Below are 14,135 nucleotides of genomic sequence, written 5' to 3'. Positions count from 1 at the left end.
ACAAGAGGCTCAGATGCAAAGTTTTGATGTAGTGATCGCTGGCGGTGGAATGACCGGGCTGGCGGTAGCCTGTGGGCTGCAGGGCAGTGGTTTGCGCGTCGCGGTGCTGGAGAAAGCGGCGGAGCCTCAGTTTGATGCTGCCGCACCCGCATCGATTCGCGTCTCAGCAATCAATGCGGCCAGCGAAAGGCTACTGCAAAAGCTGGATGTCTGGTCGATGATTCTCTCGCTACGTGCCAGCAGCTATCACGGCATGGAAGTGTGGGATCAGGATAGTTTCGGCAGCATCGCTTTTGATGACGAGCAGCAGGGGCTGACGCATCTCGGCCATATTATTGAAAACCCCGTTATTCATAGCGCGCTATGGCAACGAGCCAACGCCTGTAGCGATGTAACCTTGCTGGCACCGGCGCAGATTCAGCAGGTCGCCTTTGGTGATAACGAAGCTTTTGTCACTTTGCAGGACGGCAATATGATGAGCGCACGCCTGCTGGTGGCCGCTGACGGCGCCAACTCCTGGCTGCGTCATCAGGCAGATATTCCGCTCACTTTCTGGGATTATGATCATCATGCGCTGGTCGCCAATGTGCGTACCGATGTGCCGCACGATGCCATCGCTCGTCAGGTGTTCCACGGTGATGGCATCCTGGCGTTTTTGCCCATGCAGGATCCGCATCTCTGCTCTATCGTCTGGTCGCTTTTGCCGCAGGAGGCGAGTCGGCTGGAAGCCATGCCTGAAGCGTTGTTTAACCAACAACTCTCGGTGGCTTTTGATATGCGTTTAGGGCTTTGTCATCTGGAAAGCGAACGGAAAATATTCCCGTTGGTGGCGCGCTACGCCCGTAACTTTGCTGCCCACCGGCTGGCGCTGGTGGGGGATGCGGCGCATACCATTCATCCGCTGGCAGGCCAGGGTGCCAATCTCGGCTTTATGGATGCCGCCGAACTGATTGGCGAAATCCGGCGTCTGCATCAGCAGGGGAAAGATATCGGCCAGCACCTCTATCTGCGCCGTTATGAACGCAGCCGTAAACAGAGCGCGGCCATGATGCTGGCTGGCATGCAGGGCTTTCGCGAATTGTTTGCCGGCAATAACCCGGCGAAAAAATTGCTGCGCGATGTCGGCCTGAAACTGGCAGACACGTTGCCTGGCGTGAAGCCGATGCTGCTGAAACAAGCCATGGGACTCAACGATCTGCCTGCCTGGTTACGCCAGTAACCTTTTTCTGGCCGGGAAACCTACCGGCCAGAGCGCTCTCTTTCTTTTCCCGTAAACATTCCTGAAACCGCTGCTGCACCAGAAAAGGGCAGTGACGCACGCTTTTTGCGCCTCGTTTGATTTATTCTAATTTTACCTTCTTATTCGCATTAATATTTCTCATGCGTATGTGATTTTTCCCCCGGTTATTTTTTTCCCTCTTAGCCTGAGACTTGACTAATTTGCTACTTAACCGGCCAGACACTCTTTTTTATGTGCAATAAATCACAAAAAAGCAGTGAATTATCCTGCATCCTTTGCGGCGCTCGCCCGGCCTGAGATAATTCTTTCCCCCGGTTTTGCTTATGGTTAATTCGCTGGTTCGGTGATAACGTCATAGTAAAGAGAACGTTTGCGTCGGTTTCCGGAGCCGGTAAAAGGCCGCTTTAACTCACTTGTTTTTGCACAGGATGGTTATGACTCAACAAACGCCTTTGTTTGCCCAGCATCAAGCCTGCGGCGCCCGTATGGTGGACTTCCACGGCTGGATGATGCCGCTGCATTATGGCTCTCAGCTGGATGAACATCACGCGGTACGTAATGACGCGGGCATGTTCGATGTTTCCCATATGACGATTGTCGATCTGCAGGGTGCGCGCACGCGTGAATTTCTGCGTTACCTGCTGGCTAACGATGTTGCCAAACTGACCCAGCCTGGCAAAGCCCTCTACAGCGGCATGCTTAACGCCTCGGGTGGCGTCATCGATGATTTGATTGTTTACTTTATGACCGAAGACTTCTTCCGCGTGGTGGTTAACTCCGCCACGCGTGAGAAGGATCTGCAATGGATCGGTGAACATGCGCAGGCTTATGACGTCACCCTTCAGGAGCGTGACGATCTGGCTTTGATTGCGGTGCAGGGTCCCAACGCGCAGCAGAAAGCGCAGACGCTGTTCAGTGCTGAGCAGCAGCAGGCGGTAGCTGGTATGAAGCCGTTTTTTGGCGTTCAGACGGGTAATCTGTTTATCGCCACCACCGGCTATACCGGGGAAGCGGGCTATGAAATCGCGCTGCCAGCTGCGGAAGCGGCGGATTTCTGGCAACAGCTGCTGGCTGCAGGCGTGAAGCCTGCAGGCCTGGGCGCGCGTGATACGCTGCGCCTGGAAGCGGGCATGAATCTGTATGGTCAGGAGATGGACGAAAAAGTGTCACCGCTGGCGGCTAACATGGGTTGGACCATCAGCCGGGAGCCGACGGATCGCGACTTCATCGGTCGTGACGCGCTGGAAGCGCAACGCGCAGCAGGCACGGAAAAGCTGGTTGGCCTGGTGATGAAAGAAAAAGGCGTATTGCGCAACGGCCTGCCGGTGCGCTTTACCGATGCTCAGGGGCAAATGCGGCAGGGGATCATTACCAGTGGATCCTTCTCCCCCACGCTGGGTTACAGTATTGCGCTGGCACGCGTGCCGGCGGGCATTGGCGATCATGCCATTGTTGAAATTCGCAATCGCGAAGTCGCGGTTCAGGTCACCAAACCCGTATTCGTTCGCGCCGGCAAACCGGTCGCGCAGTAATTTTTTCAGGAGAAATGGCGATGAGCAATGTGCCTAATGAATTGAAATACCGTGAAAGCCATGAGTGGGTGCGTAAAGAAGAAGACGGCACTTACACCGTCGGCATCACCGAACATGCGCAGGAACTACTGGGTGACATGGTGTTTGTGGATCTGCCGGAACCCGGCACCACTTTTGCTGCCGGTGAAGAGTGTGCGGTAGCTGAATCGGTAAAAGCTGCCTCTGACATCTATGCCCCCCTCAGCGGTGAAATTGTTGCGGTAAACGAGGCGCTGGGCGATGCGCCAGAACTGGTGAACAGCGATCCTTACACCGATGGCTGGCTGTTCAGAATCAGCGCCAGCGACGCATCGGAACTTGAAGCATTGCTGGATGCGGACGCTTACAAAGCGTCGATCGACGAGTAACCGACGTGCTGAGCGGTGTGTTTCGGGAGCGTTGCGTTCCCGAACGCACCGCACTGCCCGGCATGTGTGCAGCTTTTTCTTACCCAGCCCGATTCAGGATTTACTGCTAATGACCCAGACTCTCAGCCAGCTTGAACACAACGGTGCATTTATCGAGCGCCATATCGGCCCTTCGCCTGAACAACAGGTCAGTATGCTGGAAACCATTGGTGCCAGCTCGCTGGAGGCGCTTATTGGCTCCGTTGTGCCTGCGGATATTCAGTTACCGAGCCCGCCTGCTATTGGTGAAGCTGTTACCGAACAGCAGGCGCTGGCGGAACTCAAGGCGATAGCCAGCCAGAACCAGCGTTACAAATCCTGGATCGGCATGGGCTACAGCGCGGTCATTACTCCGCCGGTGATCCTGCGCAACATGCTGGAAAATCCCGGCTGGTATACCGCCTATACCCCTTATCAGCCGGAAGTTTCGCAGGGGCGTCTTGAGGCATTGCTGAATTTCCAGCAGGTGACGCTGGATTTGACCGGTCTGGATGTTGCCTCCGCCTCGCTGCTGGATGAAGCCACGGCGGCGGCAGAAGCGATGGCGATGGCGAAGCGCGTCAGTAAGCTGAAAAACGCCAACAAATTTTTTATCGCCGAGGATATTCATCCACAAACCCTCGACGTGGTGCGCACCCGTGCCGAAACCTTTGGCTTTGACCTGATCATCGATCGTGCTGACAAAGCGTGCGATCACGATGATCTTTTCGGCGTACTGCTGCAGCAGGTAGGAACCACCGGTGAAGTGCATGATTACCGCGACCTGATTGCGCAACTCAAGAGCCGTAAGGTGATCGTCAGTGTGGCCGCAGATTTTATGTCGCTGCTGCTGCTGGAAGCGCCGGGCAAGCAGGGGGCTGATATCGTTTTCGGCTCGGCGCAGCGTTTCGGCGTGCCGATGGGCTACGGCGGCCCGCATGCCGCCTTCTTTGCCAGCCGCGATGAGCATCGTCGCTCCATGCCGGGCCGCATTATCGGCGTTTCCCGCGATGCCGCAGGCAATACTGCGCTGCGTATGGCGATGCAAACCCGTGAGCAGCATATCCGCCGCGAAAAGGCCAACTCCAATATCTGTACCTCGCAGGTGCTGCTGGCGAACATCGCCGGTCTCTATGCTGTGTTCCATGGCCCGCGGGGCCTGAAGCGCATCGCTTCGCGCATTCACCGCCTTACCGACATCCTGGCCGCTGGCCTGCAGCAGGGTGGTCTGAAGCTGCGCCATAACTGCTGGTTCGATACGCTGACCGTTGAAGTTGCCGATAAAGCAGCGGTGCTGAACCGGGCGCTGAGTTTCGGGGTTAACCTGCGCAGCGACATTCACCAGGCGGTTGGTATCACGCTGGATGAAACCACCGGACGCGACGATGTTGCGGCGCTGTTCGCTATCCTGCTGGGAGATGAGCATGGGCTGGATATCGACAATCTGGATGCCCGGGTCGCTGCTGGCAGCGACTCTATTCCGGCCAGCCTGCAGCGCAGCACGCCCATCCTGACCCATCCGGTATTTAACCGTCATCACAGCGAAACAGAGATGATGCGTTACATGCACAGCCTGGAGAAAAAAGATCTGGCGCTGAATCAGGCGATGATCCCGCTCGGCTCCTGCACCATGAAGCTGAACGCGGCCGCTGAGATGATCCCCATCACCTGGCCGGAGTTCGCGGAACTGCACCCGTTCTGTCCGGCAGAGCAGGCGACCGGCTATCTGCAGATGATCGCCCAGCTTTCGCAATGGCTGGTGCAGCTGACCGGCTATGATGCGCTCTGTATGCAGCCAAACTCCGGTGCCCAGGGCGAGTATGCCGGACTGCTGGCGATTCGCCGCTACCATGAGAGCCGCAACGAAGGTCAGCGTCATATCTGTCTGATCCCCAGTTCGGCGCACGGCACTAACCCGGCGTCGGCCCAGATGGCGGGCATGAGCGTGGTGGTGGTGGCCTGTGACAAACAGGGGAACATCGACCTGCACGATCTGCGTGAGAAAGCGGCGCAGGCAGGCGAACAACTCTCCTGCATCATGGTGACCTATCCCTCTACGCACGGCGTGTATGAAGAGACTATTCGTGAGGTATGCCAGATCGTGCATCAGTTCGGCGGCCAGGTTTACCTTGATGGCGCGAACATGAATGCTCAGGTGGGCATTACCACGCCAGGCTATATCGGAGCGGATGTTTCGCATCTGAACCTGCATAAAACTTTCTGTATCCCGCACGGCGGCGGCGGTCCGGGTATGGGACCGATTGGCGTGAAAGCGCATCTGGCGCCTTTCGTACCAGGGCACAGCGTTGTCCAGATTGATGGGGTACTGACGCAGCAGGGTGCTGTCTCCGCCGCGCCTTTTGGCAGCGCCTCTATCCTGCCGATCAGCTGGATGTATATCCGCATGATGGGCGCCGAAGGGTTGAAACAGGCGAGTTCGGTGGCAATTCTGAACGCCAACTATATCGCCCGCCGTCTGCAGTCCGCCTATCCCATCCTCTATTCAGGACGTGACGGGCGCGTGGCGCACGAATGTATTCTGGATATTCGTCCGCTGAAAGAGCAGTGCGGCATCAGCGAGCTGGATATCGCTAAGCGTCTGATCGACTATGGCTTCCATGCACCCACCATGTCGTTCCCGGTGGCCGGGACGCTGATGGTGGAGCCGACCGAATCGGAGAGCAAGATCGAGCTGGATCGCTTTATTGATGCCATGCTGTCGATCCGCATGGAGATCGATCGCGTCGCTGACGGCGTGTGGCCTGCGGATGACAACCCGCTGGTCAATGCGCCTCATACTCAGCGCGAACTGGTGGGCGAGTGGACGCATCCTTACAGCCGTGAGCTGGCAGTGTTCCCGGCGGGCTGTGACAATAAATACTGGCCGACGGTAAAACGTCTGGATGATGTGTTTGGCGATCGCAACCTCTTTTGTTCCTGCGTGCCGATCAGCGACTATCAGTAAGCATTCCGTTTGCATTGATATTTCAGGGGCCGCTTGCTGGCCCTTTTTTACAGGAGAAACAGCATGAAACTGGCACTGGTTACCGGCGGCAGCCGCGGCATCGGGCGCGCGACAGCCTTAAAACTGGCGGAAAAGGGTTATCTGGTGGCGGTGAACTACCGCCAGCGTGCAGAAGAGGCGCAGCAGGTAGTAGAAACTATCCAGCGCAGCGGCGGCAAGGCGCTCGCCATACAGGCGGACATCGCCGATGAGCAGCAGGTTATTGCGATGTTTCAGCAGCTCGATCAGCAGCCCGCGGCGCTGGCGGTGCTGGTTAACAATGCGGGCATCCTGTTTCAGCAGTGCAGGGTAGAGCAGCTGGACGCGGCGCGTATCAGCCGGGTATTTGCCACCAACGTCACCGGAACCTTTCTTTGCTGTCGCGAGGCGGTCAGGCGCATGGGGACGCAGCACGGTGGAAGCGGCGGTGCTATTGTTAACGTCTCATCCGCTGCGGCGCGTACAGGAGCGCCGGGCGAGTATGTGGATTATGCGGCCTCCAAGGGCGCAATGGACAGCCTGACCAAAGGTCTGTCGCTGGAAGTGGCCTCACACGGCATTCGCGTCAACAGCGTGCGGCCCGGTTGTATCTATACCGACATGCACGCCGATGGCGGCGAGCCCGATCGCGTTGACCGTCTGGCCAGCTCGATACCGATGGGGCGCGGCGGCCAGGCGGAAGAGGTCGCGGAGGCGATCGTCTGGTTAGCCAGCGATGCCGCCTCCTACGTGACCGGCAGCTTTATCGATCTGGCCGGAGGACGCTGAGCCGCGCCTCTCCGGCGATCTGAGGGGCCATGACTGGCGAGCGCCTGCCAAAGCGCGTTTGCTTTGTGCGGGCTGCTGCCGTGGTTTTATCTGCATTAGCGGTGACGCTGCAGCGCAAGGGAAGCAGAGACGCAAAGCCAGGGCAGCCTGTGATGTTGACAACGATTTACGCTTTTCTCCTGGCGTACAAGTGTACACTGAAACCGTTATTCGCTACTCTGGTGTACAGAAAAAACACAATCCCCCGCCATGATTTGCAGGAACCCACCTATGTCACAGCATCGTATCATTACCCAGGGCTACTGCCTGGCAGAGGAGATTGCAAACAGTATCAGCCATGGTCTTGGTTGCCTGTTTGGTATCGTCGGCCTGGTGCTGCTGCTGACGCAGGCAGTAGAAATGCGCGCCGACGCGCTGGCCATCACCAGCTACAGCCTTTACGGCGGCAGCATGATTCTGCTGTTTCTCGCCTCAACGCTTTATCACGCCATTCCCCAACAGAAAGCCAAACGCTGGCTGAAAAAATTTGACCATTGCGCCATCTACTTACTGATTGCCGGCACCTATACTCCTTTTCTGTTGGTGGGATTAAAGTCGCCGCTGGCGCACGGCCTGATGGTCGTTGTCTGGAGCATGGCGCTGCTGGGCATTATTTTTAAACTGACCATCGCGCACCGCTTTAAAGTGTTGTCACTGGCTACCTATCTCACTATGGGCTGGTTGTCGCTGATTGTGATCTACCAGCTGGCGCTGAAACTCGAAGCAGGGGGAATCTGGCTGCTGTCAGCCGGAGGGATCATCTATTCGCTCGGGGTGATTTTCTATGTGGCGCGCCGTATTCCTTATAACCACGCTATCTGGCATGGATTTGTGCTGGGCGGCAGCGCCTGTCACTTCTGCGCTATCTACTTCTATGTGTAAAACAACGGGCCGCCGCTGCGGCCCGTGATGACATTACGCCTCGTCCAGCGTATAAGGCAGCGGCTGAATAGTCAGTGTGCTGCCTTCATCGCCTTCCACACGCAGCACGCTGTCCGGCTCCAGATCGTTATTCAGCACCGCCTGCACCCAGACAGCGCCATCATCCAGCTGAACGGCCGCCAGCACGGTGCCGGTACGCCGCCATCTTTCCCCCATCTGCAGCTCCAGAGAGTCGTTAACGGCAGGCAGGCGTGTAGCTTTGCCCGCCAGCCACCACAGGGCGCGCTTGTTGGCACCCCGGTATTTGGCGCGCGCTACCATCTCCTGACCGCTGTAGCAGCCTTTTTTAAAGCTGATGGCGTTCAGCGCCTGCAGGTTAGTGGCCTGCGGAATAAACTGGGCGCTGGTGGCGCTGTCGATAACCGGCAGACCCGCTTCAATATCCAGTGCCAGCCACTGGGTGCTGTCATTCAGCTGGGCATCCCCTGCCAGTTTTTGCTGCAGTGCCTGCGCCTGCTCAGCAGTGGTGACCAGCAGAAAGCGCTCGGCGGGCTGATCAAACCACAGCAGGGTCGTTTCGCCCTGCTGCACCACCGGGGTGTCACTGTCCGGCAGGGTGGTAAACAGACTGGTCAATGCCGCGCGCGCCTGAAAACCGGCAACGCCAAGCAGCACTGCATCATCATCAGCGGTAAAGGTCACTTTGGAAAATACTGCGTACTTTTTCAGCTCGGCCAGCTGACTGTCGCGTACGCTGCGACGCACCAGGTAAGCAAAACCTTCACCGCGATGGAACAGGCGCAGGTTGCTCCACATTTTGCCTTTGGCATCACAATGGGCTGCGGGCAGATGCCGGGTCGCCGTCAGCGCAGATACGTCAAGGGTAAGCTGTCCCTGCAGGTAGCTGAGGCTGTCGGCACCCTGTACCCTGACCAGCGCCCACTCATCAAGCGAGATCAGCGTTAACGGCAGGCGGGCAGAAGCGGCTGGCTGACGTGGCGGTAATGTAAAAATAGGCATGGAGGTATCCTGATTAAGAGGTTCATGCGAAACAATGCTACCAATGTTAAAAGAGCAGTGCGGCTTTGCAACCTGTTTACGGAAGCGGGCGCACAAATCGTGTGATAACCCTGCCTGTAACAGCATCTCTTTGCGTAACCGCGCTCAGCGCGGGCGTCGTGGCCTGCAGCCTGTGAAAAACCAGGTTACACTAGCCGCCACTGTTTGAACTGTGGAAACCCGAAACATGGATATTCATGATAAATCCCGCATTCACTGGGCTTGCCGTCGCGGCATGCTGGAGCTGGACATCGCCATCATGCCGTTCTTTGAATATGAATATGACACGCTGAGCGACAACGACAAAAGAGTCTTTATCGCGCTGCTACAGAGTGACGATCCCGATCTGTTTAACTGGCTGATGGATCATGGCGAACCGGCCGATCCTGAACTGAAACGTATGGTAAAACTGATTCAGCAGCGTAACCGTGAGCGCGGTCCGGTGGCAATGTGATCTCAAACCGTCGCTGACGGCGCGCTGGCTGCAGGGCGGACTTCAGGGGGCGGTGATTGCCGCGCTGCTGCTGTCCCCCTGGGCAAGCCCCGGAGCCTGGGTAAAGCCAGCGCTGTTGCTGATGGTACTGCGGGAAGCGTGGGGCAAGGCACAACAGCTGAAGGCACGTCAGGGGGAGCTCTGCATCGAGTCAGCGACAACCTGGCGCTGGTGCGGCAAACGCTGGCAGCTGCAGCGACCGCTGCGCGGGCTGCCCTGGGGCGTAAGGGTCGTGCTGCGCAACACAGAAGGCCAGACTCTGCGTTTCTGGCTGATGCGCGATGCGATGACGCCTGCGGCCTGGCGCGCGTTGCGCGCCTTCTGGCTCAGCCGCTGAGGCGTTTCAGAGCAGTGCTGCGGTTTCGGTCAGTATCTGTTCGCACCACTGGGCGATGCGTTCATCACTCTGTTCGTACTGGTTGACATCATCCAGTGCCAGACCAACAAACTGTGTGCCATCGGCCGTCAGCGGCTTCGGACTGGTGAACTCATAGCCTTCCCGCGGCCAGTAGCCGACAAACTGCACGCCCATTGGCAGCAGCAGTTCATGCAGCATACCCAGCGCATCCAGGAACCATTCGCCATAGCCGAACTGATCGCCCATGCCATACAGCGCCACAATTTTGCCCTGCAGATTCAGCCCTGGCAGTTGCGGCCAGATCGCTTCCCAGTCTTCCTGCAGCTCGCCAAAATCCCAGGTCGGAATGCCGAGGATCAGCAGGTCATACTGCTCCATCAGGGCAGGATCGTCATCTTTCAGGTTATGCAGCGTGACCAGCTCTTCGCCAATAACGTCGCGGATCTTCTCCGCTGCCATCTCGGTGTAACAGGTGCTGGAACCGTAAAATAGGCCGATTTTCATGCAAATAATGCTCTGTTTTTGCTGACTCTGGCGCAATTGTATCAGATGCGCGCTGAAATCAGGCATAATGAGCACGATTTCACAGCGGTGAGCGAGGGAAAAGTGCAAGACAGCGATCTGACAGAACAGTTTCTCGATGCGCTCTGGATTGAGCGTAACCTGGCGCAAAACACGCTCTCCTCCTACCGTCAGGATCTGCAACATCTTGCTGCCTGGCTGGCCCATCATGATTTGACGCTGCTTACGGTAAGCGCCATGGATCTGCAAGCCTTTCTGGCGGAGCGATTCGATGGCGGTTACAAAGCCAGCAGTTCGGCGCGCCTGCTCAGCGCTATGCGACGCCTTTTCCAGTACTGCTATCGGGAAAAGCTGCGCTCAGACGATCCCAGTGCTCTGCTGGCGGCGCCAAAACTGCCGCAGCGGCTGCCGAAAGATCTTTCCGAAGCGCAGGTTGAGCGCCTGCTCCAGGCGCCCAGCGTGGAGATCCCGCTGGAGCTACGCGATAAGGCGATGCTTGAACTGCTCTACGCCACCGGCCTGCGCGTTTCCGAGCTGGTGGGACTGACGCTGAGCGATATCAGCCTGCGTCAGGGGGTGGTGCGGGTGATCGGTAAAGGCAACAAAGAGCGTCTGGTGCCGCTGGGAGAAGAGGCGGTACACTGGCTGGAGCAGTATATGGAATATGGACGTCCCTGGCTGCTGAATGGCGAGACGCTGGATGTTCTGTTTCCCAGCAATCGCGCCCGGCAAATGACCCGGCAAACCTTCTGGCATCGGATTAAACACTATGCCACGCTGGCCGGGATCGACAGCGAAAAGCTATCGCCGCATGTGCTGCGTCATGCATTTGCCACCCATTTGCTGAACCACGGCGCCGATCTCCGTGTCGTACAGATGTTGCTGGGACACAGCGACCTTTCGACGACGCAAATCTATACGCATGTCGCCACCGAGCGGCTACGTCAGTTACATCAACAGCACCATCCACGCGCCTGAGACGTGGAAATAAGGAAATAAGATGAAAAAGCATTTTGCGATGATGGCCCTGCTGGCCAGCACCTTTTCCGCTCTGGTTCATGCCGACGACAGCGCGATTCAACAATCCCTGAAAAAACTGGGACTGCAGCAGGTCGAGATTCAGCCATCACCGCTGGCGGGAATAAAAACGGTGCTCACCGAGAGTGGCGTCCTTTACGTGACCGAAGACGGCAAGCATATGATTCAGGGGCCGTTGTATGACGTCAGCGGCGCGCAGCCGTTCAATGTTACCAACAAGCTGCTGGATAAGAAGGTCGAGGCGCTGGCGTCACAGATGATCGTGTATAAAGCGGCAAAAGAGCAGCATGTGATTACGGTGTTCACCGATATTACCTGCGGCTATTGTCGCAAGCTACATGAGCAGATGGCGGATTACAATGCGCTGGGCATTACGGTGCGTTATCTCGCCTTCCCGCGCGAAGGGCTGCAGGGCCAGGTGGCGGGGGCGATGAAATCGATCTGGTGCGCAGCCGATCGTAACAAGGCTTTTGATGAAGCGATGAAGGGGAATACCCCGGCTGCCGCGTCCTGTGATCTTTCTCTCGAACCGCACTATCAGCTGGGCATTCTTTACGGTATTCAGGGCACGCCAGCGATCCTGACCGACAGCGGGATGATGATCCCGGGTTATCAGGGACCGCAGGAGCTGAAACAGGTGCTTGACGGGCAAAAACGTGGTGGTTAATTGGCAGTGATAAAACAGGTTGAACTGCGGCGGCGTGTGGCGCTGAGCCCGGAAGCGTTACCCGGTGATTTACATCCGCTGCTGCGCCGGCTTTACAGCCAGCGCGGCGTTCAGAATGCGGCGGAGCTGGAGCGCGGGGCGAAACATCTGCTGCCGTACCATACGCTGAGCGGCATCGATAAAGCGGTCGCGTTGTTGCATCAGGCGCTGCTGGATGGCCGGCGCATTATGGTAGTAGGCGATTTTGATGCCGATGGCGCCACCAGCACCGCGTTAACGGTACTGGCGTTGCGCAGTATGGGCGGCAGTAACGTGCAGTACCTGGTGCCGAACCGTTTTGACGATGGTTATGGCCTCAGCCCCGAGGTGGTAGAGCAGGCGCGTGCGCGCGGTGCCGAACTGATCCTGACGGTAGACAATGGGATCTCTTCTCATGCCGGGGTGATCTCTGCCCATCAGTACGGGATCCCGGTGCTGGTTACCGATCACCATCTGCCGGGCGAGACGCTGCCGGAAGCGGACGCCATGGTCAACCCGAATCTCAGCGACTGCGCTTTTCCCTCCCGTGCACTGGCGGGGGTTGGCGTTGCCTTCTATCTGATGCTGGCGCTGCGCGCTTTCCTGCGTGAGCAGGGCTGGTTCAATGAAGGGCGCGCCATGCCTAATCTGGCCGAGCTGCTTGATTTGGTAGCGCTTGGCACGGTGGCGGACGTGGTGCCGCTCGACGTCAATAACCGTATTCTGGTCTGGCAGGGGCTGAGCCGCATTCGCGCCGGAAAATGCCGGCCAGGCATCCGGGCGCTGCTGGAAATCGCCAACCGTGATGCGCGCCAGCTGGTCGCCAGCGACCTGGGGTTTGCCCTCGGGCCGCGTCTGAACGCCGCTGGTCGTCTGGATGATATGTCGGTAGGGGTTGCGTTGCTGCTGACAGAGGACATCGCACAGGCGCGTATGCTCGCCAGCGAACTCGATGCCCTGAACCAGACGCGTAAAGAGATTGAGCAGGGGATGCAGAGTGAGGCGCTGGCGCTCTGTCAGACTCTGGAGCGTCAGCATAAAGAGCTGCCGCTTGGCCTGGCGTTCTACCATCCCGAATGGCATCAGGGGGTGGTGGGCATTCTCGCCTCGCGCCTGAAGGAACGCTTTCACCGTCCGGTTATCGCGTTTGCCCCGGCGGGCGACGGTACGCTCAAAGGCTCTGGCCGTTCTGTTGCCGGACTGCATATGCGTGATGCGCTGGAGCGGCTGGATACGCTTTATCCCGGCCTGATGTTGAAGTTTGGCGGTCACGCGATGGCTGCCGGGCTCTCTCTGCAGGCGGATCGTTATGAAGAGTTTCGCCAGCGTTTTGCCGATCTGATGGGCGAATGGCTGGACAGCGAAGCGCTGCAGGGGGTGGTCTGGTCCGATGGCGAGCTGCATCCCATGGAATTTACCCTGCAAACGGCTGAGTTGTTGCGCGAAGCGGGCCCGTGGGGACAAGCCTTTCCCGAACCGGTATTTGACGGCAAGTTCAGGTTGTTGCAGCAACGGCTGGTAGGTGAACGTCATCTGAAGGTGATGCTGGAGCCGCTGGGCGGCGGGCCGCTGCTGGATGGCATCGCGTTTAATGTGGATACCACCCTCTGGCCCGACACCAGTGTGCGTCAGGTTGAGATGGCTTATAAGCTGGATATCAACGAGTTCCGCGGCAACCGTACGCTGCAACTGATTATCGAGCAACTCTGGCCGCTGGCCTAATCCGTTTCCCCACTCCCACTGGAGCGGGCCAGCTCCGTTTCCCCCTCTCCCTCCGGAAGAGGGCCGGGGTGAGGGAAGAGGCGCACGGTGCCATCTTTCCCCCTCTCCCTCCGGGAGAGGGCCGGGGTGAGGAAAGAGGCGCACGGTGCCATCTTTCCCGCACTCCCTCCGGAAGAGGGCCGGGGTGAGGGAAGAGGCGCACGGTGCCATCTTTCCCCCTCTCCCTCCGGGAGAGGGCCGGGTTGAGGAAAGAGGCGCACGGTGCCATCTTTCCCCCACTCCCTCCGGAAGAGGGCCGGGGTGAGGGAAGAGGCGCACGGTGCCATCTTTCTCCCACTCCTTCCGGGAGAGGGCCGGGGTGAAGGAAG

The 14,135-nt window shown here is 58.1% G+C and carries 13 protein-coding genes; 11 read left to right on the top strand and 2 right to left on the bottom strand.

Annotated elements, in window-relative coordinates; genetic code table 11:
- Positions 1-13: 13 nt before the first annotated feature.
- From ubiI to trhA, 6 genes are all read left to right on the top strand, one after another.
- A complete protein-coding gene (ubiI, locus tag E0E17_RS03495; protein WP_130831569.1) occupies positions 14-1,219 on the top strand; it encodes an FAD-dependent 2-octaprenylphenol hydroxylase in 1,206 nt (401 codons plus the stop codon).
- 455 nt (positions 1,220-1,674) lie between these two features.
- Positions 1,675-2,772: a glycine cleavage system aminomethyltransferase GcvT gene (gene gcvT, locus E0E17_RS03490; RefSeq protein ID WP_130831567.1), complete on the top strand. Its 1,098-nt coding sequence runs from the start codon at positions 1,675-1,677 to the stop codon at positions 2,770-2,772.
- Positions 2,773-2,792: 20 nt separating this feature from the next.
- Positions 2,793-3,179 (top strand): glycine cleavage system protein GcvH, encoded by a 387-nt coding sequence (gcvH, locus tag E0E17_RS03485; RefSeq protein WP_130831565.1) that lies wholly within the window; start codon positions 2,793-2,795, stop codon positions 3,177-3,179.
- 109 nt (positions 3,180-3,288) lie between these two features.
- Complete coding sequence (gcvP, locus tag E0E17_RS03480; RefSeq protein WP_130831558.1) at positions 3,289-6,162, top strand: aminomethyl-transferring glycine dehydrogenase; 2,874 nt, start codon at positions 3,289-3,291, stop codon at positions 6,160-6,162.
- Between the two features lie 63 nt (positions 6,163-6,225).
- A complete protein-coding gene (locus tag E0E17_RS03475; protein WP_130831556.1) occupies positions 6,226-6,969 on the top strand; it encodes an SDR family oxidoreductase in 744 nt (247 codons plus the stop codon).
- Positions 6,970-7,239: 270 nt separating this feature from the next.
- Positions 7,240-7,890: a PAQR family membrane homeostasis protein TrhA gene (trhA, locus tag E0E17_RS03470; RefSeq protein WP_130831554.1), complete on the top strand. Its 651-nt coding sequence runs from the start codon at positions 7,240-7,242 to the stop codon at positions 7,888-7,890.
- A gap of 33 nt (positions 7,891-7,923) precedes the next feature.
- Here trhA and ygfZ read toward each other — a convergent pair whose 3' ends face one another.
- Positions 7,924-8,910, bottom strand: coding sequence for a tRNA-modifying protein YgfZ (ygfZ, locus tag E0E17_RS03465; RefSeq protein ID WP_130831552.1), 987 nt, complete (start codon positions 8,908-8,910; stop codon positions 7,924-7,926).
- Between the two features lie 226 nt (positions 8,911-9,136).
- On the opposite strand from ygfZ, the gene sdhE reads away from it, so the two are divergent.
- Entirely contained in the window at positions 9,137-9,403 is a 267-nt protein-coding gene (gene sdhE, locus E0E17_RS03460; RefSeq protein ID WP_130831550.1) for an FAD assembly factor SdhE, read from the top strand.
- Entirely contained in the window at positions 9,378-9,779 is a 402-nt protein-coding gene (locus E0E17_RS03455) for a protein YgfX (RefSeq protein ID WP_130831548.1), read from the top strand. Before sdhE ends, E0E17_RS03455 begins: the two co-directional genes overlap by 26 nt.
- A 6-nt stretch (positions 9,780-9,785) precedes the next feature.
- Here E0E17_RS03455 and fldB read toward each other — a convergent pair whose 3' ends face one another.
- A complete protein-coding gene (fldB, locus tag E0E17_RS03450) occupies positions 9,786-10,304 on the bottom strand; it encodes a flavodoxin FldB (protein ID WP_130831546.1) in 519 nt (172 codons plus the stop codon).
- 102 nt (positions 10,305-10,406) lie between these two features.
- Here fldB and xerD point away from each other — a divergent pair, with 102 nt between their 5' ends.
- Genes xerD through recJ form a run of 3 tightly spaced genes read left to right on the top strand, consistent with a single transcriptional unit; the run spans position 10,407 to position 13,767 of the window.
- A complete protein-coding gene (gene xerD, locus E0E17_RS03445; RefSeq protein WP_130831544.1) occupies positions 10,407-11,300 on the top strand; it encodes a site-specific tyrosine recombinase XerD in 894 nt (297 codons plus the stop codon).
- Between the two features lie 22 nt (positions 11,301-11,322).
- A complete protein-coding gene (gene dsbC / locus E0E17_RS03440; protein ID WP_130831542.1) occupies positions 11,323-12,027 on the top strand; it encodes a bifunctional protein-disulfide isomerase/oxidoreductase DsbC in 705 nt (234 codons plus the stop codon).
- Between the two features lie 6 nt (positions 12,028-12,033).
- Positions 12,034-13,767: a single-stranded-DNA-specific exonuclease RecJ gene (gene recJ, locus E0E17_RS03435; RefSeq protein ID WP_130835455.1), complete on the top strand. Its 1,734-nt coding sequence runs from the start codon at positions 12,034-12,036 to the stop codon at positions 13,765-13,767.
- The last annotated feature ends 368 nt before the right edge of the window (positions 13,768-14,135 follow it).

It is taken from the genome of [Erwinia] mediterraneensis, from assembly GCF_900604315.1.
In the GTDB taxonomy this organism is placed as follows: Bacteria; Pseudomonadota; Gammaproteobacteria; order Enterobacterales; family Enterobacteriaceae; genus Pantoea; species Pantoea mediterraneensis_A.
Note: the sequence above shows the minus strand (reverse complement) of the source record. Positions and strands in the feature narration are given on the sequence as shown.

Coding starts and splice junctions, on each gene's coding strand:
- ubiI (WP_130831569.1), top strand. CDS start 14: ATGCAAAGTTTTGATGTAGTGATCGCTGGCGGTGGAATGACCGGGCTG.
- gcvT (WP_130831567.1), top strand. CDS start 1,675: ATGACTCAACAAACGCCTTTGTTTGCCCAGCATCAAGCCTGCGGCGCC.
- gcvH (WP_130831565.1), top strand. CDS start 2,793: ATGAGCAATGTGCCTAATGAATTGAAATACCGTGAAAGCCATGAGTGG.
- gcvP (WP_130831558.1), top strand. CDS start 3,289: ATGACCCAGACTCTCAGCCAGCTTGAACACAACGGTGCATTTATCGAG.
- E0E17_RS03475 (WP_130831556.1), top strand. CDS start 6,226: ATGAAACTGGCACTGGTTACCGGCGGCAGCCGCGGCATCGGGCGCGCG.
- trhA (WP_130831554.1), top strand. CDS start 7,240: ATGTCACAGCATCGTATCATTACCCAGGGCTACTGCCTGGCAGAGGAG.
- ygfZ (WP_130831552.1), bottom strand. CDS start 8,910: ATGCCTATTTTTACATTACCGCCACGTCAGCCAGCCGCTTCTGCCCGC.
- sdhE (WP_130831550.1), top strand. CDS start 9,137: ATGGATATTCATGATAAATCCCGCATTCACTGGGCTTGCCGTCGCGGC.
- fldB (WP_130831546.1), bottom strand. CDS start 10,304: ATGAAAATCGGCCTATTTTACGGTTCCAGCACCTGTTACACCGAGATG.
- dsbC (WP_130831542.1), top strand. CDS start 11,323: ATGAAAAAGCATTTTGCGATGATGGCCCTGCTGGCCAGCACCTTTTCC.